23 protein-coding genes are annotated in these 23,766 nt (G+C 69.0%); 10 read left to right on the forward strand and 13 right to left on the reverse strand.

Translation table 11 applies throughout. From position 1 onward, the window contains the following. Positions 1 to 19: 19 nt before the first annotated feature. Positions 20 to 1,699 carry a DUF2207 domain-containing protein gene (locus ATK74_RS01385; RefSeq protein ID WP_143483522.1) on the forward strand — a complete coding sequence of 560 codons (1,680 nt, stop codon included), beginning with the start codon at positions 20 to 22 and terminating at the stop codon, positions 1,697 to 1,699. 36 nt (positions 1,700 to 1,735) lie between these two features. Here ATK74_RS01385 and ATK74_RS01390 read toward each other — a convergent pair whose 3' ends face one another. Then, a complete protein-coding gene (locus ATK74_RS01390; RefSeq protein WP_098459366.1) occupies positions 1,736 to 3,175 on the reverse strand; it encodes a glycine hydroxymethyltransferase in 1,440 nt (479 codons plus the stop codon). A gap of 119 nt (positions 3,176 to 3,294) precedes the next feature. Here ATK74_RS01390 and ATK74_RS01395 point away from each other — a divergent pair, with 119 nt between their 5' ends. Further along, positions 3,295 to 3,843 (forward strand): NUDIX hydrolase, encoded by a 549-nt coding sequence (locus tag ATK74_RS01395; RefSeq protein WP_245840573.1) that lies wholly within the window; start codon positions 3,295 to 3,297, stop codon positions 3,841 to 3,843. Between the two features lie 95 nt (positions 3,844 to 3,938). Further along, positions 3,939 to 5,141 (forward strand): amino acid aminotransferase, encoded by a 1,203-nt coding sequence (locus ATK74_RS01400; RefSeq protein WP_098459367.1) that lies wholly within the window; start codon positions 3,939 to 3,941, stop codon positions 5,139 to 5,141. A gap of 52 nt (positions 5,142 to 5,193) precedes the next feature. Here ATK74_RS01400 and ATK74_RS01405 read toward each other — a convergent pair whose 3' ends face one another. Both ATK74_RS01405 and ATK74_RS01410 read right to left on the reverse strand, forming a co-directional pair. Further along, entirely contained in the window at positions 5,194 to 6,843 is a 1,650-nt protein-coding gene (locus ATK74_RS01405) for a fucose isomerase (protein WP_098459368.1), read from the reverse strand. 137 nt (positions 6,844 to 6,980) lie between these two features. Further along, positions 6,981 to 7,976: a LacI family DNA-binding transcriptional regulator gene (locus ATK74_RS01410; RefSeq protein WP_098459369.1), complete on the reverse strand. Its 996-nt coding sequence runs from the start codon at positions 7,974 to 7,976 to the stop codon at positions 6,981 to 6,983. Between the two features lie 180 nt (positions 7,977 to 8,156). On the opposite strand from ATK74_RS01410, the gene ATK74_RS01415 reads away from it, so the two are divergent. Both ATK74_RS01415 and ATK74_RS01420 read left to right on the forward strand, forming a co-directional pair. Continuing rightward, positions 8,157 to 9,077 carry a DMT family transporter gene (locus tag ATK74_RS01415; protein ID WP_098459370.1) on the forward strand — a complete coding sequence of 307 codons (921 nt, stop codon included), beginning with the start codon at positions 8,157 to 8,159 and terminating at the stop codon, positions 9,075 to 9,077. Continuing rightward, positions 9,077 to 9,619: a type 1 glutamine amidotransferase domain-containing protein gene (locus ATK74_RS01420; RefSeq protein ID WP_245840576.1), complete on the forward strand. Its 543-nt coding sequence runs from the start codon at positions 9,077 to 9,079 to the stop codon at positions 9,617 to 9,619. Before ATK74_RS01415 ends, ATK74_RS01420 begins: the two co-directional genes overlap by 1 nt. Positions 9,620 to 9,640: 21 nt before the next feature. Here ATK74_RS01420 and ATK74_RS01425 read toward each other — a convergent pair whose 3' ends face one another. Continuing rightward, positions 9,641 to 10,453, reverse strand: a complete 813-nt coding sequence (locus ATK74_RS01425; RefSeq protein ID WP_098459372.1) for a TrmB family transcriptional regulator — start codon at positions 10,451 to 10,453, stop codon at positions 9,641 to 9,643. 86 nt (positions 10,454 to 10,539) lie between these two features. Between ATK74_RS01425 and ATK74_RS01430 the strand changes: the two genes are divergently transcribed. Further along, positions 10,540 to 11,433 carry a DMT family transporter gene (locus ATK74_RS01430; RefSeq protein ID WP_098459373.1) on the forward strand — a complete coding sequence of 298 codons (894 nt, stop codon included), beginning with the start codon at positions 10,540 to 10,542 and terminating at the stop codon, positions 11,431 to 11,433. 155 nt (positions 11,434 to 11,588) lie between these two features. On the opposite strand, the gene ATK74_RS01435 is transcribed toward ATK74_RS01430, so the two are convergent. The 7 genes from ATK74_RS01435 to ATK74_RS01465 form a co-directional block, all read right to left on the reverse strand. After that, a complete protein-coding gene (locus ATK74_RS01435) occupies positions 11,589 to 11,981 on the reverse strand; it encodes a cytochrome b5 domain-containing protein (RefSeq protein WP_098459374.1) in 393 nt (130 codons plus the stop codon). Positions 11,982 to 12,136: 155 nt separating this feature from the next. After that, on the reverse strand, positions 12,137 to 12,982 hold the full coding sequence (locus ATK74_RS01440; RefSeq protein WP_098459375.1) for a hypothetical protein: 846 nt from the start codon (positions 12,980 to 12,982) through the stop codon (positions 12,137 to 12,139). Then, a complete protein-coding gene (locus ATK74_RS01445) occupies positions 12,979 to 13,491 on the reverse strand; it encodes a SigE family RNA polymerase sigma factor (protein ID WP_098459376.1) in 513 nt (170 codons plus the stop codon). The genes ATK74_RS01440 and ATK74_RS01445 overlap by 4 nt, the downstream gene beginning before the upstream one ends. A gap of 127 nt (positions 13,492 to 13,618) precedes the next feature. Beyond that, on the reverse strand, positions 13,619 to 14,587 hold the full coding sequence (gene rlmB, locus ATK74_RS01450) for a 23S rRNA (guanosine(2251)-2'-O)-methyltransferase RlmB (protein ID WP_098459377.1): 969 nt from the start codon (positions 14,585 to 14,587) through the stop codon (positions 13,619 to 13,621). 7 nt (positions 14,588 to 14,594) lie between these two features. Continuing rightward, the gene (gene cysS / locus ATK74_RS01455; protein WP_098459378.1) at positions 14,595 to 16,004 is read right to left on the reverse strand and encodes a cysteine--tRNA ligase; all 1,410 of its coding nucleotides are present in this window, start codon (positions 16,002 to 16,004) and stop codon (positions 14,595 to 14,597) included. 9 nt (positions 16,005 to 16,013) lie between these two features. Then, positions 16,014 to 16,328: a GntR family transcriptional regulator gene (locus ATK74_RS01460; protein ID WP_342745414.1), complete on the reverse strand. Its 315-nt coding sequence runs from the start codon at positions 16,326 to 16,328 to the stop codon at positions 16,014 to 16,016. A 41-nt stretch (positions 16,329 to 16,369) separates the two neighbouring features. Continuing rightward, entirely contained in the window at positions 16,370 to 17,743 is a 1,374-nt protein-coding gene (locus ATK74_RS01465; protein ID WP_098459380.1) for a DUF4032 domain-containing protein, read from the reverse strand. A 238-nt stretch (positions 17,744 to 17,981) separates the two neighbouring features. Between ATK74_RS01465 and groES the strand changes: the two genes are divergently transcribed. The 4 genes from groES (at position 17,982) to ATK74_RS01485 (ending at position 22,228) form a co-directional block, all read left to right on the forward strand. Next, complete coding sequence (gene groES / locus ATK74_RS01470; RefSeq protein ID WP_098459381.1) at positions 17,982 to 18,278, forward strand: co-chaperone GroES; 297 nt, start codon at positions 17,982 to 17,984, stop codon at positions 18,276 to 18,278. 9 nt (positions 18,279 to 18,287) lie between these two features. Further along, positions 18,288 to 19,892 (forward strand): chaperonin GroEL, encoded by a 1,605-nt coding sequence (groL, locus tag ATK74_RS01475; protein WP_098459382.1) that lies wholly within the window; start codon positions 18,288 to 18,290, stop codon positions 19,890 to 19,892. Positions 19,893 to 20,027: 135 nt separating this feature from the next. Beyond that, on the forward strand, positions 20,028 to 20,996 hold the full coding sequence (locus ATK74_RS01480) for an ABC transporter ATP-binding protein (RefSeq protein ID WP_098459383.1): 969 nt from the start codon (positions 20,028 to 20,030) through the stop codon (positions 20,994 to 20,996). After that, positions 20,993 to 22,228 carry an ABC transporter permease gene (locus ATK74_RS01485; RefSeq protein ID WP_098459384.1) on the forward strand — a complete coding sequence of 412 codons (1,236 nt, stop codon included), beginning with the start codon at positions 20,993 to 20,995 and terminating at the stop codon, positions 22,226 to 22,228. The genes ATK74_RS01480 and ATK74_RS01485 overlap by 4 nt, the downstream gene beginning before the upstream one ends. A gap of 34 nt (positions 22,229 to 22,262) precedes the next feature. Here ATK74_RS01485 and ATK74_RS01490 read toward each other — a convergent pair whose 3' ends face one another. Continuing rightward, positions 22,263 to 22,949: a response regulator gene (locus tag ATK74_RS01490; RefSeq protein ID WP_098459385.1), complete on the reverse strand. Its 687-nt coding sequence runs from the start codon at positions 22,947 to 22,949 to the stop codon at positions 22,263 to 22,265. Next, positions 22,946 to 23,758, reverse strand: a complete 813-nt coding sequence (locus ATK74_RS01495) for a sensor histidine kinase (protein WP_098459386.1) — start codon at positions 23,756 to 23,758, stop codon at positions 22,946 to 22,948. The genes ATK74_RS01490 and ATK74_RS01495 overlap by 4 nt, the downstream gene beginning before the upstream one ends. Between the last annotated feature and the right edge of the window lie 8 nt (positions 23,759 to 23,766).

The following is a 23,766-nucleotide window of genomic DNA, read 5'->3' on the forward strand; positions in this document are numbered from 1 at the left end:
ACCGAAGGACGGGGTGGGCATGATCGGACGGACGACGCGCCGGGTGACCGCGAGCCTGATTGCGGGGTTGGCCTTGATGCTCGGCTCGGCCGGCCTGGCGCACGCCGAGGGGCGGGCCAGCAGCTACACCGTGGACGCCACCATCGATCCCGACGGTGCGCTGAAGGTCACCGAGACCATCGACTTCGCCGGTGCCGCACCGGCCACCCTGGTCCAGGAGCTCAGCACCCGGACTCGGACCGCCGACGCGCGCGCCTACTACTACGCAATCAGCGACATCGCGGCTGAGGTCGGGGGCGCCCCGGCCGCGAGCATCGATACGAAGGTGGCGGCGACGTCCACTCGGATCAGCGTGCCCACCGGCGGTGCCAGCCAGGTGAAGCTGAGCTACACGGTGCGCGGTGCCGCGGTGGTGGCCGACGACGAGACCCAGATCTCCTGGCCGCTGTTGCAGGGCCTGAGCGTCCCGGTGGAGACCTTCGAGGCGACCATCCACGCGCCGGCGGCCTTCACCATGATCGACTGTGCGGCCGGTGCTCCGGCCGCGCCCAGCGGTTGCACCTTCTACGGTGGCGGCACCCACGAGTACCCCAACCCGTACTTCCGCGATGAGCGTCGCGGCGCCGGCGAAGTGGTGGTGGCCATCCTGCGGTTCCCGGCCACGGCCATTCCGGCCAACCAGGACCTGCGCGATCTGTGGACCCTGGACCGCGCCTTCTCCACCGACCCGCTGCCGCTGGCCGTGGCCGCCGGGACGGCTGTAATCGGCGCCCTGGTGCTGTGGCTGCTGCACCGCCGGGTCGGCCGGGACGCGTCCGCCGTGGCTCCGCAGCTGGTGGCCAGCTTCGCTCCGACCGGAGCCGGGCAGGTCAGCTTCGAGACAGTGGACGGGGTCCGTCCCGGTGAGATCGGGACTCTTGCCGACGAGCGCGTCGATCCGATTGACATCACCGCCTCGGTGCTCGACCTGGCCGTCCGCGGCCATCTGCTGATCACCGAGCTGGAGCGGGAGTCGGCACACGCCCCGGCCCAATGGACGTTCGCGCGGCGCCGCCACGACGGTCCGCTGCTCGACTACGAGCGCACCCTGCTGGACGCGGTCGCCCCCGTCCAGGGAGACCCGGTGCTGCTGACCAACCTGGCCGGCAGCGTGGCGTCCTCGGTCGGCCAGATCCAGTCCGAGCTCTACGAAGAGGTCGTCGAACGCGGCTGGTTCGCCCGGCGTCCGGACACCACCCGCAACCGCTGGACCGTGGTCGGCTGGGTGGCTGTTGCCCTTGCCGTCTCGCTGACCGTGGCGCTGGCCGCCTTCACCCACTTCGGGCTGGCCGGGCTGGTCACGATCGCCCTGGCGCTGGGCCTGATCTTCGTGGCCCAGGAGCTCCCGGCCCGGACCACGTCGGGGCGGGCGGTCCTGGCCGGCCTGGACGTGCTGCGCGGCAGTCTGCTCACCCAGCCGGTGGACCAGTTGCCGATCGCCGACCGGCTGGCCCAGGTCTCCCGGCTGTTGCCCTATGCCGTCGTGCTCGGCGGACGCGAGCGCTGGCTGGCCGCGCTGGCCGACGCCGATGACGACGACCAGCCGGACTCCGAGGACCTCGACTGGTACCACGGCCCATCCACCTGGCAGCTGGCCGACCTACCGGCCTCGCTGAACAGCTTCGTGACCACCGTCCAGGGCGTGCTGTTCAGCCGCTGAGGCCCGGCTTCGTCTTCACCCGTGCCCGGGTGGCGCTCAGAGCTCCAGGCCCGGGTACAGCGGGTTGGCGTCCAGCAACTCGGACGCCGCAGCGTGGGTGCGCGCGGCCACTCCGTCGGCGATGGTGTACTTCGCCTTGCCCGGTGCGCCGGCAGCGGTGGCCACCGGAGTGGTCGCCTTCAGCACGTCGGTGATCAGCTCGGCCACCTTGTCGAACTCGGCGGCACCGAAGCCGCGCGAGGTCAGCGCCGGGGTACCGATCCGCACGCCCGAGGTGTACCAGGCACCGTTCGGGTCGTTGGGGACGGAGTTGCGGTTGGTCACCACGCCGGAGTCGAGCAGCGCCGACTCGGCCTGGCGGCCGGTCAGCCCGAAGGAGCTCACGTCCATCAGCACCAGGTGGTTGTCCGTGCCGTCGGTGACCAGCTTCACGCCGCGCTTCATCAGGCCCTCGGCAAGGACCTTCGCATTGTCGGCCACCTGCTGGGCGTAGACCTGGAAGGACTGCTGGCGAGCTTCGGCGAAGGCCAGCGCCTTGGCCGCCATCACGTGGGACAGCGGGCCGCCGAGCACCATCGGGCAGCCGCGATCGACGCTCGAGGCGTACTCCTTGGTGGCCAGGACGAAGCCGCCGCGCGGGCCGCGCAGGGACTTGTGGGTGGTCGAGGCCACCACATCGGCGTAGGGGATCGGGTTCTCCTCGCCGGTGAACACCTTGCCGGCCACCAAGCCGGCGAAATGCGCCATGTCGACGAACAGAGTGGCGCCCACCTCGTCGGCGATCTCGCGCATACGCGCGAAGTTCACCCGGCGCGGGTAGGCCGAGTACCCGGCCACCAGGATCAGCGGCTGGAACTCGCGGGCGTCGGCCAGCAGCTTGTCGTAGTCGATCAGGCCGGTCTCGGGATTGGTGCCGTAGGAGTGCTGGCGGAACATCTTGCCGGAGATGTTGTGCCGGAAGCCGTGGGTCAGGTGACCACCGGCATCCAGGCTCATTCCCATCACCTTCTGGGCGTTGAAGGTGGCCCGCAGGTCCTCCCAGTCCTCTTCGGACAGGTCGTTCACGGTCTTGGCGCCCAGCCGCTCCAGGGCCGGGCTCTCGATCCGGTGAGCCAGGATCGACCAGTAGGCGACCAGGTTGGCGTCGATGCCCGAGTGCGGCTGCACATAGGCGTACTCGGCGCCGAACAGTTCGCGGGCGTGCTCGGCGGCGACGTCCTCGACGGTGTCGACGTTCTGGCAGCCGGCGTAGAAGCGGTGCCCGCTGGTGCCCTCGGCGTACTTGTCGGAGAGCCAGGTACCCATGGTCAGCAGCACCGGCAAGGACGCGTAGTTCTCGCTGGCGATCAGCTTCAGCGAACCTCGCTGGTCGGTGAGCTCGGCGCGGGTGGCGGCGGCGATGCGCGGCTCCACGGCCTCGATCACGGACAGGGTCTGCTGGTAGATGCCGGACACAGTGCTGGCGAAGTCGGACACGGGCTGTACTCCTCGATCGGCGACCCGCCCAGCCTATCGAGACCATCGGACAGCACCGAACCAGGCCGGGCCGGGATGGACAACCTCGGGCCCTCGGGTGGGTGCAGAATCGGAGCGTCGTGCAGTCGACCCGGAAGGCAGTCATGGACGAAGAGGTGGCCCTGGTCGCCGCGGACGGGACGGTGCTCGGCAGCGTCCCACGGTCGCGGATGCGCGCCGAGAACCTGCTGCACGCCGCCAGCGCCACACTGCTGCGCAATGTTGCCGGTGACCTCTACGTGCACCAGCGTTCGCCGCTGAAGGATTGGTGCCCCTCGGCCCACGATGCCGCTTGTGGGGGAGTGGTTCGGTACGGGGAGGACCCGGTCGAGAACGCCCCGCGCGAGCTGGCCGAGGAGCTCGGGGTGGAGGGTGCCGTCCTCGAACCGCTGGGGACGCGGCTGTACCAGGACGACACCGTCCGAGTGCTCGAGTACGTCTTCGAGGCCCGCTGGGACGGCCCGATCCGCTTTGCCGACGGTGAGATCGTGGCCGGTGAGTGGCTCTCCCTCGAGGCCCTCGGGGCGCTGCTACGGGATCCGTCGTGGGCATTCGTCCCGGACACCCGAAATCTGCTGACCGGCCTGGCCCGCGACGGCGTCCGCGACTACGCCAGACTGCTTTCCTGAGTCTGACAGTTGCTGTCCGTGGAGGCGGCCGCAGCCGGGCCGGGCGTCCGGGCTGACTAGAGTTCTGGGCGGCAATCCACGATAAGGACCAACTGATGTCGCTGTTCTCCCAGGTAACCGCAGCTCCGCCCGATCCGATCCTCGGTCTGACCGAGGCCTTCGTCGCCGATCAGCGCCCGGGCAAGGTCAACCTGGGGGTGGGCGTCTACCAGGACGAGTCCGGCAAGGTCCCGGTGCTGGAGTGCGTCCGCGAGGCGTCCGACCGGATCAACGCCGAGGGCGCCCCGCGTCCGTACCTGCCGATTCCGGGCCTGGCCACCTACTACAACTTGGTCCGTGACCTGATCTTCGGCAGTGGCTCCGAGGTGGCCGAGACCGGTCGGGTGGCCATGCTGCAGACCCTGTCCGGCACCGGTGCGCTGAAGGTCGGCGCCGACTTCCTCTCCCAGGTGAGCCCGGACGCCACTGTGCTGGTCTCCGATCCGTCCTGGGAGAACCACCAGGCGCTGTTCACCCGCGCCGGGCTGAAGGTGGGCACCTACCGCTACTACGACGAGTCCGCCCACGGCATCGACTTCGCCGGCATGCTCGAGGACCTCGGTGCGGCCGCGCCAGGGACGATCGTGGTGCTGCACCCGTGCTGCCACAACCCCACCGGCTACGACCTCAACGACGAGCAGTGGGTCGAGGTGGTCAAGGTCGTCCGCGAACGTGGCCTGGTGCCCTTCGTCGACATGGCCTACCAGGGCTTCTCGCGCAGCCTGGCCGACGATGCCGCCCCGGTGCGCCGCTTCGTCGAGTCCGGCGGCCCCCTGTTCGTGTCGGTGTCGTTCTCCAAGACCTTCTCGCTGTACGGCGAGCGGATCGGCGCTCTGGCCGTGGTCTGCGACGACGCGGACCAGGCCGCCCGGGTGCTCAGCCAGCTGAAGATCGTGATCCGCACCAACTACTCCAACCCGCCCACCTTCGGGGCCAAGGTGGTGTCGACCGTGCTCGGCGACCCGGAGCTGCGCGCCCTGTGGGAGGCCGAACTCGGCGCGATGCGGGATCGGATCAAGGCCATGCGGCGCGCCCTGGTGGACGGGCTGGTGGCCGCCGGGGTCGAGCAGGACATGGAGTTCATCGCCCGCCAGGTCGGCATGTTCAGCTACTCCGGGCTGACCAAGGAGCAGATGCTGCGGCTGCGCTCGGAGTTCGGCATCTACGGCACCGACAAGGGCCGGATCTGCGTGGCCGCGCTCAACCCGCGCAACCTCGATCCGGTTTCGGCCGCGATCGCCGAGGTGCTGCGCGGCTGAGACCGGTGTGCTGGGGACGGAACGCGTCCGCCCCCAGCCGTGGTGATGCCGGTCAGCCCAGCTCGGGCACCACAGTGCCGGCCAGGTGCACCCGATAGCCCATGGCCTCGAACATGGCGGCCTTGGCGATCAGGGCGGCATCGGCGGTGGCCGCGTCCGGGGCGTATCCGACATTCAAGTGATTGGCCTTGTGGCGGGCCATCATCTGATCGCGAGAGACGCCGTGCAGGACGGCATTCATGATCGGCCACTCCTTGTTCGTGGAGTTCAGCCGACGCTGCACTTCGGTGTCGGGCAGCTCGACCGAGGTGCCCCGGCCCAGATCGACGTGCAGCACTCCGTCCGCGATGAACACTCGGGACCAGACGATCTCGCCGGGCTTGCAGACTCCGGCCAGGGTGCCGCCGCCCAGCGGGAAGTAGTAGCCGCTCTGTCGGTAGGAGTGTGCGTGGGCGTAGCCACCCAGATGTGCGGCCGGCACCGAACCGGAGATCTCCAGGACCCAGACGAAGTCATCGCCCCACTGGTCACCCCAGCGCAGGTCGTGCAGCGTGGTGGACGGGTCGAGGCCCATCGCCGTCCAGACCCGGTTGGTCACCAGCGCATCGACGGCCACCCCCTCGTCGACCTCGTTGAAGTGCGGCAGGGCCTTGCCCTCGTAGAGGACCCGGGCGCCGTCGCGGGAGGTGACCGGAGGCCGGTGCGGATCGTTGAGCAGCCCCTCGGCCAGGTCGGAGGCCGGAACCATGTCCTTGAGCCCCTGCTGGTACTGGATGCCGACCGCATCGGCGCCGAAGTCGTCGGCGATCCGAAGCGCGGCGATGTACATCTTGAACTGGCTGGTGAGCTGCTCGTCGGTGAGGCACTCGGTCCAGTCGCCGTCATTGTCGACGTGGAAGGTCATGCCGGCCTCATCGAGCCAGGCGCGAACTGCTGCGGCCTCGGCGTCGCTGACCTTGTTCATCTCGGCCACCAGAGCGCTCTGGCTGAGCCGCTCTTTGTAGATGCCGGCCGGGTTGAGCAACTCGTCGTCGATGATCGCGTTGTACATGCCCATGCAGCCCTCGTCGAAGACCGCGAGGATGGCCTTCTTCGCGGCGAGTTCGGCGGCCAGCGCGACACCGAGTTCACGCTCGGGCGAGTCCGGCAGGCTGGGCAGGTCGCGGACGTGTGAGGTGTCGTGGACGATCTGGCCGGTGGTCAGCCACTCGTTCAGCTTCTCGGTGAACCACTCATCGGTGAAGTCCTCGCTCCAGATCGTCGAGTGGGCGATCCCGGCCTTGGTCAGCGATGCGTGCAGATTGGCCATGCCGACCAGTCCCGGGAAGTCGCCGGCGAAGTTGGCGGCCAGCAGGATCGGGCCGCGGTGGTCGCGCAGCCCGGCCAGCACATGGTGGCTGTACTGCCAGACCGCCTCGATCACCACCAGTGGAGCCTCGGCGGGGATCGCGCCCAGCACGTCCATGCCCTTGCGCTGGCTGTCGATGAAGCCGTGGCCGGTCGCCGGATCCTCCTGGTGGGCCCGGGTGACCGTCCAGCCGAAAGCGGCGGCGGCCGCAGCGAAGCGGCGCTCGACCTCCTGCTGCATCGACCAGGTCTTCAGGTTGGCCGTCAGCCGCAGATCCCCGCTGGCGACGCTGTAGAGAGTTTTGGGGGCAAGTGCCGGTCGAGGTGCGACGGTCGGCAACTGGTAGCTGATCACACGCGGTCCAATCCCTGTGGTGGCTGATCGCCGATCGAGCACCGGGCGGTCCGGTCGTCGTCGACGGATGACTCCAGCATTGCAGCAATCGATTTCAGAATGCAATAGGCCTAGTCAGAGAGATTGCTTGGAGGCAGCTACACGCGCTCGAGATCGCTGGGTTGCTGGGTGGCGGAGTCGATCGGCACGACGGTCTCCCGGGGTGGCGTGGCCAGCCCACGAATCCGCTCCAGCAGCATCTCGGTGGCCGTCGTTCCGAGCTCCCGGGCCGGCAGATGGACCTGGATCACCTCCGGCGGTAGGAGAACCAGGGGCAGCCCACCCAGCGAGGCGACCCCGATCTGCGGCGGAAGCAGGCCCGCCTCGGACAGCTCGCGGATGACGCCGGTGGCCAGCTTGTTGCTGGCAGCCAGGATGGCCTCCGGCGGGTGAGGCAGGCTCATCAGCTGTCGCGCCGCGCTCGCTCCGCCGCTGACGGTGAAGCTCGAGCGGACCAGCAACTCTGCGGCCGGCGGCTCACCGTTGCGGGTCAGATACTCCTTCGCCCAGCCGTCCACCCGCTCGTCGGCGGTGTCCACGCCGACCGGGCCGGAGATGCAGGCGATCCGCCGGTGGCCCTGCTCGACCAGCAGCCGGGTGGCCAGGGCGCCGCCGCTGACGTTGTCAGCCACCACCGAGTCGGCGGCCCGGCCCGGGGCTCGGCGGTCAACGCAGACCAGCGGGACGCCACGCTCCACGGCCAGGTCGAGCTGTGACTGCGGGCTGGCTGGGACCAGGATGATCCCGGCCACCGGGTCGCTGACCGCGACTCGCAGGTAGTCCTGCTCGCGCTCGGCCTCCTCGTCGGTGTTGCCGAGCATCACCGAGTAGCCGGCCGACCGGGCCACGTCCTCGACCCCGCGCGCCATGGCCGTGAAGAAGGGGTTCTCGATGTCGGGGATCAGCATGGCGATGATCTCCGAGGAACTGGTCCGCAGCCGGCGCGCGTTCCGGTTGGGCACGAAGCCGAGTTCGGCGGCGGCCCGGTGCACGGCCGCGGCGCGCTCGGGGGTCACCTTGATCCCGTTGAACACCCGAGAGACGGTGGCCGCGGAGACTCCGGCGCGGTCGGCGACGTCGTAGATGGTGACCATCCGAGCCTCCGTCCTGCCCCGCCCCGGCCTGTGCGTGCGGCCGCGGGCCGCCGGTGGGAGCCACGCCCCTGGGCAGAGAGCTTAGGGGAGTCAGGACCGATTCCCGCCAGCCAACCGTCACCGGGGTTGGTTAGGCTCAGCCACCTGCGGTCGACGGCATCGTGGGGCAAGGAGTGTGGGATGCGGCGTTCGATCGCTGTGCAGTTCGTGCTGCTGGCCCTGGTCTGGGGGTCGAGCTTCCTGTTCGTGAAGATCGCCCTGACCGAACTGCATCCCGGCCAGCTGGTGTTCGGCCGGCTCCTGATCGGTGCGCTGACCTTGGTCGTGCTGGCGGCGTGGCGGCGTCCACGGTTGCCGCAGACGTTGGCCGGCTGGGGGCATCTGACCGTCTTGGGCGCGTTGTGGTGCGTGATCCCGTTCAACCTGTTCGCATGGGCGCAGCAGCAGGTGGCGTCCAGCTTGGCGTCGATCCTGAACGCCACTACGCCGCTGATGACAGCACTTGCCGCGTGGCTGCTGCTCCGGGATCGGCCCGGGGCCTCGCGAGCTCTCGGCTTGGTGCTCGGCGTTCTCGGCGTGGTGGTGATCGCCCAGCCCTGGACGGGTGGGCTGGACGGCAGCCTGGCCGGTCAGCTCGGCTGCTTGGGAGCGACCGCGTGCTACGGGCTGGGCTTCGCCTACCACCGCCGGTTCATCGCGCCGCTCGAGCTGTCCGCCCTGGCGACCGCACTGGTCCAGATCGTCTCTGCCGCGGTGCTCTCCGGCCTGATCCTGCCGTTCGCCGGCGGGCTGCCGGCCGCACCTGGTTGGCCGGTCTTCGGAGCGTTGCTCGGCATCGGAGCGCTGGGCACCGGTGCGGCCTACGTCTGGAACGCGAGCGTGGTCAACGCCTGGGGGCCGACTAGGGCGTCCACGGTCACCTACCTGATCCCGGTGGTCGGCGTCCTGCTGGGCGTCCTGGTGCTCGGCGAGCCACTGTCCTGGGCCGAGCCGGTCGGCGGGCTGGTGGTGCTGGCCGGTGTGTCGATCGTGCAGGGTCGATGGTCGCTCGGATTGGCCCGCGCTAGTAGGGTCGAACTCGTAGCGAGCGAGGAGGAATGATGGCCGATCTGAGCGGCAAGAAGGTGGCTTTCCTGCTGAAGCGCGGGGTTGAGCAGCCGGAGCTGACCGAGCCGTGGGCAGTGCTGGAGAGTGCCGGCGCCGAGCCGGTCCTGGTCAGCGAAGAGCCCGGGACGATCACCGCGCTGATCCACGACTGGGATCGTGGCGACGACTTCGACGTCGACATCACCCTGGACGACGCCGACCCGGCCGACTACGACGCGCTGGTCCTGCCCGGCGGCACCCTGAACTCCGACAAGATCCGGACGAACCCGAAGGCCATCGCCTTCGTGAAGGCCTTCTTCGATGCCGGCAAGCCGGTCGCTTCGATCTGCCACGGCCCGTGGATCCTGATCGAGGCCGGCGTGGTGCCCGGTCGCAAGATCACCTCCACCACCCGGATCTCCACCGACTTGAAGAACGCCGGCGCCGACTGGGTGGACGCCGAGGTGGTCGTCGACGGCAACCTGGTGACCAGCCGCAGCCCGCGGGATCTGCCGGCGTTCAACGCCGCTCTGGTCGAGGCGGTCGCCGGAGCCTGATCCGGCCGTCCCTTGGCCGGTCTACTGACCGGCCAGCGGGGCGTACTTGTCCCGCAGCCGCTGCAGGCCCGGCCCGAAGCTGGCCTCCAGCACGTCGGCATGGCGATCGAGCATCTCGATCTTGTACAGGTCGTGGCGAACCAGCTCGGTGACCGGCACCACCAGCCCGGGATGTGACGTCCACGCCGCACGGGAATGGGCGCCGGCCGAGACATTGCCCGCGACGATCTCACGGTCGTCGACCGAGATCACCAGCCAGCGTCCGCCCAGCCCGGAGGTGACCACATCGGTGCCCGGGTGCCGATGGATTACCGCCCCGGGAAGTTCCAGCTCGCCATAGCCGATCACGATCACCGTGACCCCACGCGCGATCGCCGCGATCAGCTGCTCGTGCAGGGCCGGGACGTCCTGAGCCCAGATCTCGGCCAGAATCCGCGACTTGGCCACGCTGATCAGCTGGTTGGCTCGCTCGATGATGGCGCTGCGCCCTTGTAGATCCCAGATCTCCCCACCGGACTCGGCGGCGTTGGCGTAGACGGTGAGGGCGTCCTCGGCGGCGTCCAGGTTGTCGTTGAACTGGGCGCGAAGCCGTGAGATCAGTTCGCGCGGCGGCAGCGGACCGTACTTCTGGGGCTCACCGCGGGAGACCTGGACGATGTTGCGCGCGGTCAGTGAGGCCAGGACCTCATAGATCTTGGCCCGCGCGATTCCAGCGCGCTTGGCGATCGCGTAGCCGGTGGCCGGAGCCTCTTCGAGCAGGGCCAGGTAGGCCCTGGACTCCCACTCGGTCAGGCCGAGGGTTTGCAGGGCTGCGGTGACTTCGGATGTCGCCAAGGTGTCCTCCTCGGGCCAGAAGCCTAGCGCTCGCCTGACGAAACTACTATGCGTAACTACCTGGGTAACTACTACGCTCTGGCGTCATGTCCGATCGACTCTCCGCCCTGTTGGCCCTGATCGCCTCGACGATGCTCTTCGCCGCCAGCTACACCCTGACCAAGGTCGCTCTGGTCGATCTGCCGCCGTTCACTCTCGGCCTGGCCCGGTTCGTTCTGGCCGGAGCCATCCTCGCCCTGTGGGCGGTGGTCACCCGGCAGCCACGACCCAGTCGGGCGGACCGGCGTCGGCTGCTCGCTGCCGGGCTCCTCGGGGTGACGGCGTACTTCGCCGTGGAGAACGTGGCCTTGCAGTGGGCCAATGCCACCGATGCAGCGTTGTTGGTGGCGTCCTACCCGGCGCTGACAGCGCTGGCTGATGCAGCGGTGAACCGCCGTCGCACCTCCGCTGTCGCCTGGCTCGGGATCGCCTTGGCCGGGCTGGGGGTGAGCGTCATCGTGGTGGCGGTCCCGGACGCGTCCGCCATGACGCCGATGCGGCTGTGGGGTGACCTGCTCCTCCTGGTCCCGGGAGTCTTGTGGGCGTTTTACACCTTCATCACCACAGAGGTGACGACTTCGCCGCTGCTCACCATCACCTGGCAGGACGCGATTGGCGGGCTCGCCTTCGTGCCGTTGGCGCTGCTGGAGCTGCCCCGTTGGCATTGGCCGACCCAGCCGTCGTCCACGTTGGCAGCCCTCGCCGGGCTCACCCTGCTGTGCTCGATCGCCGCCATGGTGACCTACGCCCGGGCCTTGCGCGGGCTGTCCAGCACCACGGTCGTCACCGGGCTGAACCTGGTGCCGCTATGGGGGCTGGTGATTGCCGCCAGCTTCCTGCACGAGCAGGTTCACCTGCTGCAGCTGGCCGGCGGCCTCATCGTCTGCCTGGGGGTCACCCTGACGGCGCTCAAGCCCGCCGGAGTTGTGGTCGGCGCGTAGCCGGAGACTCGCCAAGGTCGTCGATGCGATTTGCGGACTCGATGGGTCTGCGCGCGTCCCTGATGGTCCTGCGGCGAATCGAGACGGCACATCGCGTCAGCGCAAAGGGCGAGCGGACGGAAGGGGTCCGTCCACTCGCCCTGAAGGGTGCTGGCTCAGGCCAGCTTGCCGATCTTGTACTTGGCCAACGCGCGGGCGGCCGCACCGGTGCTGCCGTGCTGAGCGCGGAAAGCCTTGGTGCCGTTCTTGCCGCACAGCGACAGGATCGCCCGGGAACCGCCTGGGTGCTTCTTGATCCACTTGGTCAGGTCGTAGACGCCGGTGCCGACGACGGTCCAGCACGACTTGGCGGTCTTGTGCTTCTTGACCGTCGCCATCTTGTACTTCTTGACCGCGGCCACGTGCACCTGGCTGGTGCTGACGGTGGCGGAGGCGGAGACGGGTGCGGCCACGGCCGGGGCCACGGCGGGGCCCCAGGCGACCAGGGATAGTGCGGTGGCCAGCGGGATCAGGATGACTTTGGCGAGGGTCGTCGTGAGGGAAGACATTCACGGCCTTTCGTTCGGGTCTGTGGAGCCGGACGGCTCCACAGCCGACGCTAGGTCGGGCCGTCTCAGAACGTCCTCAAGCCAACCTCAAGTCCACCTCAAGGAGCCGAAGTGATCGGCTCCGTGAGGTGGACGGTTCGGGGTGCGGTTGCGCTTCAGAAGAGCTTGACGGCGGACTGGCTGATCCGGAAGCCATGCTTGGTGCGAGCGTTGGTGCACGTCACTCCGCTCGTCTCCGGAGTGCAGCTGAAGTCGCCCGCGGTCAGCGTCTTGCCGTAGGGCAAGACCGCCAGCGTGTAAGACGGATCTTGCAGACCGGGACGGGTCTGGCCGAACTGCGCGTCCCACCACAGCGTGCCGTCAACGCTCATCCCCCACCCGTTCGGGTCATTCAACTGAGGGTACTGGGTCTGATCGCTGCCGCACCACCAGGCGCCGCGGCCTACGGTGTTCACCTCAACGCCTTCCACCACCCCGTCGTCGCAGCCGAGCTGCTCGCGGGTGGGTTCGATCCCGGGCATCTCAACGTTGTTGTCGCAGTTGGCGAACTCGGTGCTGATGCTGCACCAGAACTTGCCGCTCGGCGAGGAGAAGAAGCTCACTCGCGTCTCTCGCAGTTTGATGTCAGCCGCCGAGTACTCGATCTGCTCACCCACGCTCGAGACATCTCGAGTGGTCGCCGTCGGGTCCCAGTTCGGACGGACGAGCGTGGTACTCGGCGTCTGCGACGGCGACGGCGGCGCACTGCTCGTGGGGCTGGAGCTGGACGGAACCGGGCTCGGTGATGCCGCGATCCCCGGCTGTGCGGGGTGGGGGAGCAGGGTGGCTCCCCAGCCCAGCCCGGCCACGGCGACCAGGCTCGCGGTGATGCCGGCCACCCGCCGCTGACGGCGGATCCGGCGGCCGGTCGCTTCGACGCGCTCGGCCAAGGTGTCATCGGGGGTCCCGGCCGAGGTGTGCTCGACCAGGGAGGTGCGGATGAGATCGTCCAGGTCGTTCATGATTGGTCACTTCCCAGGTAGTCGCGAAGGTTGTCGAGGGCGCGGGAGAGTTGGCTCTTCACCGTTCCGGTCGAGATGCCGAGGATCTCGGCGATCGCGGAGAGTTCGAGGTCTTCGAGGTAGCGCAGGACGACGACGGCGCGCTGGCGGCGTCCGAGGCGGTCCAGGCCCCGCCAGATCAGGTCGCGGTCAGCGAGTGGGTCGGTACCGGGGGACGGCCTGTCCGGCAGATCGGCGATGGGGGCCTCGTGGCGTCCCCATCGGCGCCAGGCCGACACGTAGCTACGCGACATGGTGGTGCGGGCGAAGGCGACGACCTGGGCAGGGTCTTCGATGCGGTGCCAGGCCAGGTAGACCTTGACCAGAGTCGTCTGCAGCAGATCGTCCGCATCCGTGGGGTTGCGGGTCAGGGCCAGGGCGTAGCGCCGCAGCCGCACCTGGTGATCGGCGACGAAGGACTCGAAGCTGAGTTCGGCGTCCAACTGCACCGGGGTGGATGAGACGGTCATATCCGGTAGACGCCCGGCGCTCGCCGAAGGTTGCATGGCTTCGGGCGGAGAATGCGGATCAGCGTCCGGCCGTGGCTCGCTGGTCACGGCACGACTCTAGGCCTCCGGGGACGAACCCGGTCGGAGATCAGCCGCGGCTGCGGCTGATCTCGTACAGCGCGATCGAGGCGGCCACCGACGCGTTCAGCGACTCGACGGCCGAATCGATCGGAATCGAGATCAGCACGTCGCAGTTCTCCCGGACCAGTCGAGCCAGCCCCTCGCCTTCGGAGCCGATCACCACCAGCACCGGACCGTCGATGCCGGGGAAGCCGGCCACGTCGATCTCGGACTCGCCGGCCAGGCCCACGATGGTGAAGCCGGCATCGGCATAGCGCTTGAGGGTCCGGTTGAGGTTGGTCACCTGGGCCACCGGGATGCGCGCGGCTGCTCCGGCTGAGGTCTTCCAGGCCGCGGCGGTGAGCTGGGCCGAGCGGCGTTCCGGAATGATCACTCCGGACGCCCCGAAGGCGGCCGCGCTGCGGATGATCGCGCCCAGGTTGCGGGGGTCGGTGATCGAGTCACAGGCCACCACGATCGGTGCAGTCTCCGAGCCCAGCGCGTCGTCCAGGACGTCCTCGGCGTCGGCGTACTCGAACGGAGGCAGCTGCAGAGCCACGCCCTGATGCACGGCGCCACCGGTGAGCCGGTCGAGCTCGGTGCGGGTGGCTTGGAGCAGCGGAATGCCGTTCTCGGCGGCGAACTTCAAGATGTCGCGCAGCCGGTCATCGCGATCGACGCCGTCGGCCACGTAGGCGCGACGCACCGGCAGGCCGGCCTGCAGCGCCTCGAAGACCGGGTTGCGTCCGATCACCCAGTCCGAGCCGGCCGCGACCGAGTTGGCCGCCCGGGTGCCCGGACGGGTCCGCGGCTTGCCGCTGGTCTTGCCCGGCTCGTCCGGCCCGCGCCGGCGATATGCCTTGTGGTAGGGACGATCCTCGGCCTTGGGGGTCGGGCCCTTGCCCTCCAGTCCGCGGCGGACGCGTCCGCCGGAACCGGCCGGAGTGGTCTTGCCCTTCTTGCGGACGGCGCCCTTGCGCTGGCTGTTTCCTGGCATCAGGTCCTCACTTCTCGATGGACCATCGTGGCCCATCGGGGGTGTCAGTGACCTTCAGGCCGAGGTCGGCCAGTTGGTCGCGGATGGCATCGGCGGCGGCCCAGTCCTTGCGGGCTCGGGCCTGGGTGCGCTGGTCGAGCAGGGCCTGAACCAGGCCGTCGACCACCGGGGTCAGATCACTGGAGGCGCCGGTCTCATGCGCCCACTCCGGGGCGTCCGGGTTCAGCCCGAAGACGTCCAGCATGGCCAGCACCTGCGCATAGGCGGCCACAGCCGCATCGGGGTTGCCGGCGTCCAGGGCGATGTTGCCCTGCTTGACGGTGTTGAAGACCGTGGCCAGCGCGGTCGGGGTGCCCAGATCGTCGTTCATGGCGGCCACGAACTCGGCCGGCAGCTCGGCAGTGGCCGTGGCGGGCCTGAGCGCCTTCACCCGGGACAGGAAACCGTCGATCCGGGCCAGCTGGGCGGCAGCCTCGGCCAGCGAGGCGTCGGACAGCTCGATTGCTGAGCGATAGTGCGGTCCGGCCAGGTAGAGCCGAACGGCGCGTCCGCCGTGGGCGGCGACTGCGGCGAGCACGTCGGCGGTGTTGCCCAGCGACTTGCTCATCTTCTCCCCGGCCATGGTCACCCAGGCGTTGTGCAGCCAGTAGTTGGCGAAGGGACGTCCGGCCGCCTTGGACTGGGCGATCTCGTTCTCGTGGTGCGGGAACCGCAGGTCGATGCCGCCGCCGTGGATGTCGAAGGCGTCACCCAGGTACTTGCCGGCCATGGCCGAGCACTCCAGGTGCCAGCCCGGACGGCCGCGCCCCCACGGGGTGTCCCAGGAAGCCGAAGCCGGTTCGCCGGGCTTGACGCCCTTCCACAGCGCGAAGTCTCGCGGATCGCGCTTGCCGCGCGGGTCGGCGTCCTCTGCTGGCGACATGTCATCGATCTTCATCCCGGACAGCTCGCCGTAGCTGGGCCAGGAGCGCACATCGAAGTAGACATCACCGGACTCGTCCTCGGCGGCGTAGGCGTGGCCCCGCTCGATCAGGGTGGCCATCAGCTCGATCATCTCGGGGACGTGGCCGGTGGCGCGCGGCTCGTAGGTCGGCGGACGGACCCCGAGGGCGCGGAACGCATCGTGGAAAGCCGCCTCGAACAGGAAGGCGTGCGCCCACCACGGACGACCGGCCGCCTCGGCCTTGGCCAGGATCTTGTCGTCGATGTCGGTGACGTTGGTGAGCATGGTGACCTGGTAGCCGCTCACCTCCAGCCAGCGGCGCAGGACGTCGAAGTTGACTTCCTTCCGCACATGGCCCAGGTGGGGAGCTGACTGCACCGTGGCGCCACAGCAGTAGATCGAGACCTCGCCGGGAACCAGCGGGACAAACTCGACCACCTCGCGTCGGGCGGTATCAAATAGGTGCAGACTCACTGCAGCAGTCTATCGACCGCCGGCACCGCCCAGGCTGCGCTCCACCAGGGCCAGCGCTTCGGCGGGGCTGAGGCCCAGTTCCCGGGTCCGCCGGACGTACTCGGCGGCGGCTTTGCGGGCGCTGGCGGCGGCACCGTCCCCGCTGACGAAGGTGCCAGCCCGGCCCCGGGTGTCGATCAGTCCGGCGGCTTCCAGCTCGCGGTAGGCCTTGGCCACGGTGTTGGGGGCCAGTCCGAGCTGGTCGGCCAAGGCCCGGACCGTCGGCAGCCGAGTTCCGGCAGCCAGCTCGCCGGCCGCGATCTGCTCGGTCAGCTGCCGTTTCACCTGGTCGAAGGGTGGTTCGGCAGAACCGGACTCGATCCGGATCATCCGCGTTTGCGGGCTCGAAGCGCGTCGATGTCGAGGAAGCCCTGCGGGGTCACCGGGTCACCGGCCGCCGCGGCTTCCTCCCAAGGATCGACCGGCATCGGGCCCTCGTCGTCGATGAAGCCCTGGGACGGGTCGTAGGGGTTGGCCAGCTGGCGTCCGTCGACCGGTCGGGTGTCCGACATGGCCTCGTCCGGCAGCGCCCGCAGCACGTCGTTGATGTAGCCGTGGGTGGCCTCCAGCAGCGGCACCTCGCGTTGCGCGCGCTGGGAGGCGTACCAGCGGTAGTCGAGCACCTCGTGGTAGATCTGCGCCGCATCCCGCTTCCCGCGCAGGTCGGACGGCACCGCGGAGGTCACCGGCTGGAAGCACTGGGTCAACCACTCGTGGGCCACCACGGCCTCGTCCATGTGTCCCTGGTTGGAGCGGGCCCGGAAGGTGTCCAGATCGTTGAGCAGGCGGCGGGCCTGGTTCTCTTCGACGTCCAAGCCGGTCAGCCGGAGCAGTCGCCGGGTGTGGTGGCCGGCGTCGACGACCTTGGGCTGGATCCGGATCCGGGAGCCGTCCTCGATGGTGTCGATGGCCAACTCGGCCACGTCGAAGCCCAGCGCGTTCAGTCGGCGGACCCGCTTCTCGATCCGGAACACCTCCTGGTCGGAGAACTCCTCGGCCCCGGTCAGCTCGGCCCACAGTTCGCGGTACCTTGCCAGGATCGAATCGACCAGCCGTTGCGGGTTCAGCGACTCGTCCAGCAGGCCGCCGGCCTCCAGGTCGCAGAACTCGCCGAACAGGTTGGTGGTGGCGATCATCAGGTCGTGCTCGCGCTGACCCTTGGTCAAGGTGTCATGCATCTCGGCGGTCTCGGCGTCGACCAGGTAGGCGGCGAACTCACCGGCGTCGCGCCGGAACAGCACGTTGGACAGCGAGACGTCGCCCCACAGGAAGCCGACCAGGTGCAGGCGAGCCAGCAGCAGCACCATGGCGTCCAGCAGGCGTCCGACGGTTTCGGGGCGGACGCCCTGGGCGAACAGCGAGCGGTAGGGCAGCGAGAACTCCAGGTGCCGAGTGATCAGCACCGGGTCCAGCGGCTCACCGTCCGGGCCGACCCGTCCGGTGACCACAGCCAGCGGCTCGACGGCCGGAGTGTTCGTCCGGTGCAGATCGGTGAGCATGCGGTACTCGTGGATGGCCAGTGCCTCGAGCACTTCCTTGGCCGCGTACACCGAGTTGCCCACCTTGATGAAGCGGACGACGTGGCGGGAGATGCCACGGGGGAGTGCGACCAGGTACTCCGGCGGCCACTCGGCCAGCGGCACCTCCCACGGCAGCGGAATCAGCCGTGAGTCGGGGCGCGAAGACAGAAACCGAGGCACAGTTCAGTTTCGCACAAGCCGCCGCCGCACCCGCACCGAGCCGGGCCTGCCGCGCCGGGACACCCTGCGCAGCGATTGGCACTCGGCTTGATCGAGTGCTAAGGGCGGTATACATTCGCTGTTAGCACTCTCGGTGTGAGGGTGCCAATCAGCCTACGGCGGCACCGCGACGACGCCGGGGGCTCGGAACACCTGACCCTGATGGGCCGAAAGGCCCGCGCAACGAAAGGTTTTTGACGTGGCAGTCACGATCAAGCCGCTGGAGGACCGGATCCTCGTTCAGCCGCTGGAAGCCGAGCAGACCACCGCTTCCGGGCTGGTCATCCCCGATACCGCCAAGGAGAAGCCCCAGGAGGGCAAGGTGCTCGCCACCGGCCCCGGGCGCATCGACGACAACGGCAACCGCGTCCCGCTGGACGTCGCTGAGGGCGACATCGTCATCTTCAGCAAGTACGGCGGCACCGAGGTCAAGTACAACGGCCAGGAGTACCTGCTGCTGAACGCCCGCGACATCCTCGCTGTCGTCACCAAGTAAGGACTCCACATGCCGAAGATTCTTCAGTTTGACGAGGACGCCCGCCGCTCGCTCGAGCGTGGTGTGGACATCCTCGCCAACACCGTCAAGGTGACGCTCGGCCCCAAGGGCCGCTACGTCGTCCTGGACAAGAAGTGGGGCGCTCCGACCATCACCAACGACGGTGTCACCGTCGCCAAGGAGGTGGAGCTCTCCGATCCGTTCGAGAACCTGGGCGCTCAGCTGGCCAAGGAAGTCGCCACCAAGACCAATGATGTGGCCGGCGACGGCACCACCACGGCCACCGTGCTGGCGCAGGCCCTGGTCCACGAGGGGCTGCGCGCGGTTGCATCCGGCGCCAACCCGATCGCCCTGAAGCGGGGCATCGAGAAGGCCACCGAGGCCATCGCCACCGAGCTCCGGCGGATCGCCCGCGATGTCGAGACCACGGCCGACATGGCCAACGTCGCGACCATCTCCGCTCGTGACGAGCAGATCGGCGCCCTGATCGCCGATGCCTTCGACAAGGTCGGCAAGGACGGTGTGATCACCGTCGACGAGTCGAACACCTTCGGCACCGAGCTGGAGTTCACCGAGGGCATGCAGTTCGACAAGGGCTACCTGTCGCCGTACTTCGTCACCGATCCGGAGCGGATGGAAGCCGTCCTGGACGACCCGTACATCCTGATCAACCAGGGCAAGATCTCCTCGATGGCCGAGCTGCTGCCGGTCCTGGAGAAGGTCATCGCCGCTGGCGGCACCCTGTTCGTGGTGGCCGAGGACGTCGAGGGTGAGGCTCTGAGCACCCTGGTCGTCAACAAGATCAAGGGCACCTTCACCTCGCTCGCGGTCAAGGCTCCGGCCTTCGGCGATCGCCGCAAGGCGATGCTGGAGGACATCGCGATCCTCACCGGCGGCAAGGTGATCGCTCCCGAGGTCGGCCTCAAGCTCGATCAGATCGGGCTGGACGTGCTGGGCCGGGCCCGTCGCGTCGTGGTCACCAAGGACAACACCACGATCGTCGAGGGTGCCGGTGCTCCGGCCGACGTCGCCGGTCGGGTGGCTCAGCTGCGGGCCGAGATCGAGAACACCGAGTCCGACTGGGATCGCGAGAAGCTCTCCGAGCGGGTCGCGAAGCTGGCCGGCGGGGTGTGTGTGATCAAGGTCGGCGCCGCCACCGAGGTGGAGCTGAAGGAGACCAAGCACCGCATCGAGGACGCCGTTTCGGCTACTCGTGCGGCCATCGAAGAGGGCATCGTCCCCGGCGGTGGCTCCGCGCTGGTGCACGCCGCCAAGGTGCTGGCTGACGGCCTGGGCCTGGTGGGCGACGAGAAGACCGGTGTGGCCATCGTGGCCAAGGCGGTCGTCGAGCCGCTGCGCTGGATCGCCGAGAACGGTGGCGAGCCCGGCCTGGTGGTCGTCTCCAAGGTCGCCGAGATGGAGCCCGGTCAGGGCTACAACGGCGCCACCAACACCTACGGCGACCTGGTCGCCCAGGGTGTAATCGACCCGGTCAAGGTCACCCGCTCCGCGCTGGCCAATGCCGCTTCGATCGCCGCCTTGCTGCTCACCACCGAGACTGCGGTGGTCGACAAGCCGGCTGATGACGACGACGAGGCTGGCCACAGCCACTGAGTGAGTTCGCCACAAGCGGGCCTCCACCTACCGGTGGGGGCCCGCTTTGCGTCGTAGGCCACCTCGTCCCAGGGGATGACCGAGTCTGCCGATCAGGATGATGTCGCCGCGGTCCGGGCTTCCTAGGCTCGGGCCATGACCATAGAAGAGTTGGCACCGGCGCAGCCGCCTCGCGCGGTGCCGCCGGGAATCGAGGCCCACGGGCTGCGGCGGTGGTTCGGCGATGTGCACGCCGTGGACGGGGTCAGCTTCGAGGCCCCAGCCGGTGCGGTGACCGCCCTGATCGGCCCCAACGGCTCGGGCAAGACCACCTTGCTGCTGTTGCTGGCCGGACTGCTGGCTCCCGACGACGGACGGGCCATGGTGGCCGGCCACGACCTGGGCACCGAGTCGCTGGCGGCGCGGGCAGCGACCGGCTGGATGCCGGACAGCTTCGGCACCTGGGACGCGCTGACCTGCACCGAGATCCTGACCGCGTTCGCGCACGCCTACGCCATCGATCGGCGGGTGGCGGCCACTCCGGCGAAGGTGGCCGACCTGCTGGCGCGGGTCCACCTCGACGAGTTCGCCCAGCGGCCGGCTCGGGTGCTCAGCCGCGGCCAGAAGCAGCGGCTCGGCCTGGCCCGGGCGCTGATCCACGATCCGCAGGTGCTGCTGCTGGACGAGCCGGCCTCCGGGCTGGACCCGCGCTCCCGAATCGAACTGCGCGACCTGCTGCGCGAGCTGGCGGCCGAGGGCAAGACCGTGCTGGTCTCCAGCCACGTCCTGTCCGAGCTGGAGGAGGTCTACGACCACGCGGTGTTCCTGTCCAAGGGACGCACGGTCGACGTGGCCGCCTCCGCCCAGGCGTCCGCGCCGACCATGCGTGGTTGGCGACTGGAGGCGCTGGATCCCGCCGGCTTGCGCACCTACCTCGACTCGATCGCCGTCCCCTGGACCCAGGGCAGCTCGGCCGGCGAGGTTGTGGTGTCCCTGGCCGGCTATGACTCGGCAGCCGATCTGGCCCGCTCGGCGATCAGTGCCGGCGTGAGCCTGCACACCATCGCCCCGATCGCCGGACGCCTGGAGCAGACCTACCTGGCCTTGAACGAGGAGCGGATATGAACACCTGGCAGTTGACCTGGAACGGCATCCGCACCGTCACCGGTCTGGAGTTGCGGCAGCGGATCCGATCCAAGCGATGGATCTGGGTGCTGGCGCTGTGGTTCGTGGTGATCGGCGCGGTGACCTGGCTGATTCTGGCCGCGGTGCCGATGCTGCTGGGCTTCAACTCACCGGGCGAACATGGTCCTGGGGCTGGGCCGCTGGCCTTCGGCACGATCACCTTCTTCGTGCTCGGCATGGGGCTGATCATCGCGCCGGCCTTCACTGCCACCTCGATCAACGGTGACCGATCGGCGGGCACCCTCGCGCTCCTCCAGGCCACCCGGTTGAGCGCCCTGGAGATCGCGCTGGGCAAGTTGATCGCCGCCTGGCTGACCGCAGCGTTGTTCCTGGTGGTCGCGCTGCCGTTCATCGCGTTGTCGATGATCTGGGGCGACATCTCGATCGTCCAGGTGCTAGTCACCTTCGTTGTGGTCTTCGCCGAGGTCGCCGTGATCTGCGCCATCGGGATCGGCTGGTCGGCGCTGCTGAACCGGACGGCCATGTCAACGATGATGACCTATCTGAGCGTGGTCTTCCTGACCGTGATCAGCCTGATCATCATGGCGCTGCTGGCACCGCTGGTGATCCGGGATGAGCCGGTCCGAGTGTGGGGGTTGCCGCCGACCGTCCAGGCTGAGTACGACGCCCAGACCGAGAAGTTCTGGAATGAGAACCCGGACGCCACCTACGGCCCGCTGCCGCCGGTCGCCCAATGCGCCTGGTACGACGGTGAGCAGCGAGTGCCCCATCTGGACCGGATCTGGTGGATCAGTGTGGCCAACCCGTTCGTGATCGTTGCCGATGCGGCCCCGCTACCACCGGCCGCCACCAAGGATCTCGGCGACTACGCCAACCGCTCCTCCGACCCGCTGGCCCTGATCCGTTACGGCATCCGCAGGATGGCCCAACCGGAGACCGGAGAGCGGGACGACTGCACCCAGCTGTACGGCTCGATCCCCGGATACCAGGTCAACTGGAACGATGCCGGGGAGTTGGTGGTGACCACTAACGCGGGTGCCCCCGTGGACGTGAAGAGCCCGGTGAAGGTCCGCAAGGTCGGCGTGGACTCGCCGATCTGGCCCTGGGGGCTGGGCGTGAACGTTCTGATCGGCGGCGTGATGTTCTGGCTGGCCGTGCGGCGGCTGTCGGTGCCCTACCGCAAGCTGGCGCCGGGCACTCGGGTCGCCTGAGTCGGACCGGCGGTCGGGCTTCCTGGCCGCCGGCTCAGCCGCCGTTGCGACCGCGCAGCAGCCCGGACTCGTGGGCGAAGACCACGGCCTGCACCCGGTCGCGCACCTCGAGTTTGGCCAGCAGATGGCGGACGTGGGTCTTCACCGTGGTCTCGGACAAGAACAGTTCGGCGCCGATCTCCGCGTTCGACAGACCGCGGGCGATCAGCATCAGCACTTCGGCCTCCCGCTCAGTCAGGCAGTCCAGCCTCGGATCGGCGGCCACCGGCTCGGGCGAACCGTTGGCCACGTGATCGAGCAGCCGCCGGGTCGCCGAGGGTGCGATCACGGCATCACCGGTGAACACCGTCCGGATCGCGGAGAGCAGATCCTCCGGCGGTGTGTTCTTCAGCAGGAAGCCGGACGCCCCGGCCCGGATCGCGGTGAGCAGGTACTCGTCCAGGTCGTAGGTGGTCAGCATCACGATCCGGGGCGGCGTCCGGCCGGCTCGGTCGGCGTCGGCCAGGATCCGCCGGGTGGCCTCCAGGCCGTCCAGGCCGGGCATCCGGACGTCCATCAGCACCACATCGCAGGGCTGAGTGGCGATCAGCCGGAGTGCCTCCAGGCCGTCGCCGGCCTGACCGACCACTCGCAGATCGGGCTGGGAGTCGATCACCATGGCCAGCCCGGCCCGGACCAGCTGCTGATCGTCGACCAGGACCACCCGGATCTGCTCGGTCATTCGGTTTCCTCCCCGGGAAGCCGGAACGGCAGGACGGCACGCACCTGGTAGCCGTCCTCGGTGGGTCCAGCCTGACAGCTGCCGCCGACCAGTTCGGCGCGCTCCCGCATCCCGACCAGGCCCAGGCCCAGCGCGGCCAGCGGCTCGCCGTCCAAGGCGACCACCGATCCGCGATCTCCACCGGCGTCGGTGATGGTCAGGGCCAGATCCTCGGCCCGCCAGCTTTCGGTGATGGTGACCCGGGCGCCGGTTCCGGCATGCTTCATCACGTTGGTCAGCGCCTCCTGGCAGATCCGATAGTGGGCCATCTGCGTCCCCGAGGGCAGCGGACGGGACTCGCCGACTCGGACCAGGGACACCTCCACGCCGGCCGCGCGGGCCTGAGCGACCAGGTCGTCGATCCGGCCATCCCCGGCCGGGGCCAGCACCGGATCGTCCGGCTCACCGTGGCGCAGGATGCCCAGGATCCGCCGGGTGTCGGCCAGCGCGGCGCGTCCGGTCTCGGCGATTGTGGTCAGCGCCCGCTTGGCGGCGGCCTGGTCGGCGACCACATAGCTGCCGCCGTCGGCTTGGGCGATCATGATGGCCAGCGAGTGGGCGATCACGTCGTGCATCTCGCGCAGGATCCGAATCCGCTCGTTGCCGGCGGCCAGCTCGGCGACCCGCTCCCGAGCGTCCAGCGCGGCAGCCCGGGACGCCAATGCGGCCCGGCGCTCCAGTTGGGATCGGCGCAGCACGATCACCAAGACCACCAGCAGCGCCACCAGCGCGAACACGGCCAGCGCCAGCGCCACCTCCAGCTTGGTCATGGGGCCAA

It is taken from the genome of Propionicimonas paludicola (assembly GCF_002563675.1).
GTDB classification, from domain to species: domain Bacteria; phylum Actinomycetota; class Actinomycetes; order Propionibacteriales; family Propionibacteriaceae; genus Propionicimonas; species Propionicimonas paludicola.

Coding starts and splice junctions, on each gene's coding strand:
- ATK74_RS01420 (WP_245840576.1), top strand. CDS start 9,077: ATGGCCGATCTGAGCGGCAAGAAGGTGGCTTTCCTGCTGAAGCGCGGG.
- ATK74_RS01440 (WP_098459375.1), bottom strand. CDS start 12,982: ATGAACGACCTGGACGATCTCATCCGCACCTCCCTGGTCGAGCACACC.
- ATK74_RS01400 (WP_098459367.1), top strand. CDS start 3,939: ATGTCGCTGTTCTCCCAGGTAACCGCAGCTCCGCCCGATCCGATCCTC.
- rlmB (WP_098459377.1), bottom strand. CDS start 14,587: ATGCCAGGAAACAGCCAGCGCAAGGGCGCCGTCCGCAAGAAGGGCAAG.
- groL (WP_098459382.1), top strand. CDS start 18,288: ATGCCGAAGATTCTTCAGTTTGACGAGGACGCCCGCCGCTCGCTCGAG.
- ATK74_RS01415 (WP_098459370.1), top strand. CDS start 8,157: ATGCGGCGTTCGATCGCTGTGCAGTTCGTGCTGCTGGCCCTGGTCTGG.
- ATK74_RS01490 (WP_098459385.1), bottom strand. CDS start 22,949: ATGACCGAGCAGATCCGGGTGGTCCTGGTCGACGATCAGCAGCTGGTC.
- ATK74_RS01445 (WP_098459376.1), bottom strand. CDS start 13,491: ATGACCGTCTCATCCACCCCGGTGCAGTTGGACGCCGAACTCAGCTTC.
- ATK74_RS01485 (WP_098459384.1), top strand. CDS start 20,993: ATGAACACCTGGCAGTTGACCTGGAACGGCATCCGCACCGTCACCGGT.
- ATK74_RS01480 (WP_098459383.1), top strand. CDS start 20,028: ATGACCATAGAAGAGTTGGCACCGGCGCAGCCGCCTCGCGCGGTGCCG.
- ATK74_RS01435 (WP_098459374.1), bottom strand. CDS start 11,981: ATGTCTTCCCTCACGACGACCCTCGCCAAAGTCATCCTGATCCCGCTG.
- ATK74_RS01410 (WP_098459369.1), bottom strand. CDS start 7,976: ATGGTCACCATCTACGACGTCGCCGACCGCGCCGGAGTCTCCGCGGCC.
- ATK74_RS01385 (WP_143483522.1), top strand. CDS start 20: ATGATCGGACGGACGACGCGCCGGGTGACCGCGAGCCTGATTGCGGGG.
- ATK74_RS01495 (WP_098459386.1), bottom strand. CDS start 23,758: ATGACCAAGCTGGAGGTGGCGCTGGCGCTGGCCGTGTTCGCGCTGGTG.
- ATK74_RS01430 (WP_098459373.1), top strand. CDS start 10,540: ATGTCCGATCGACTCTCCGCCCTGTTGGCCCTGATCGCCTCGACGATG.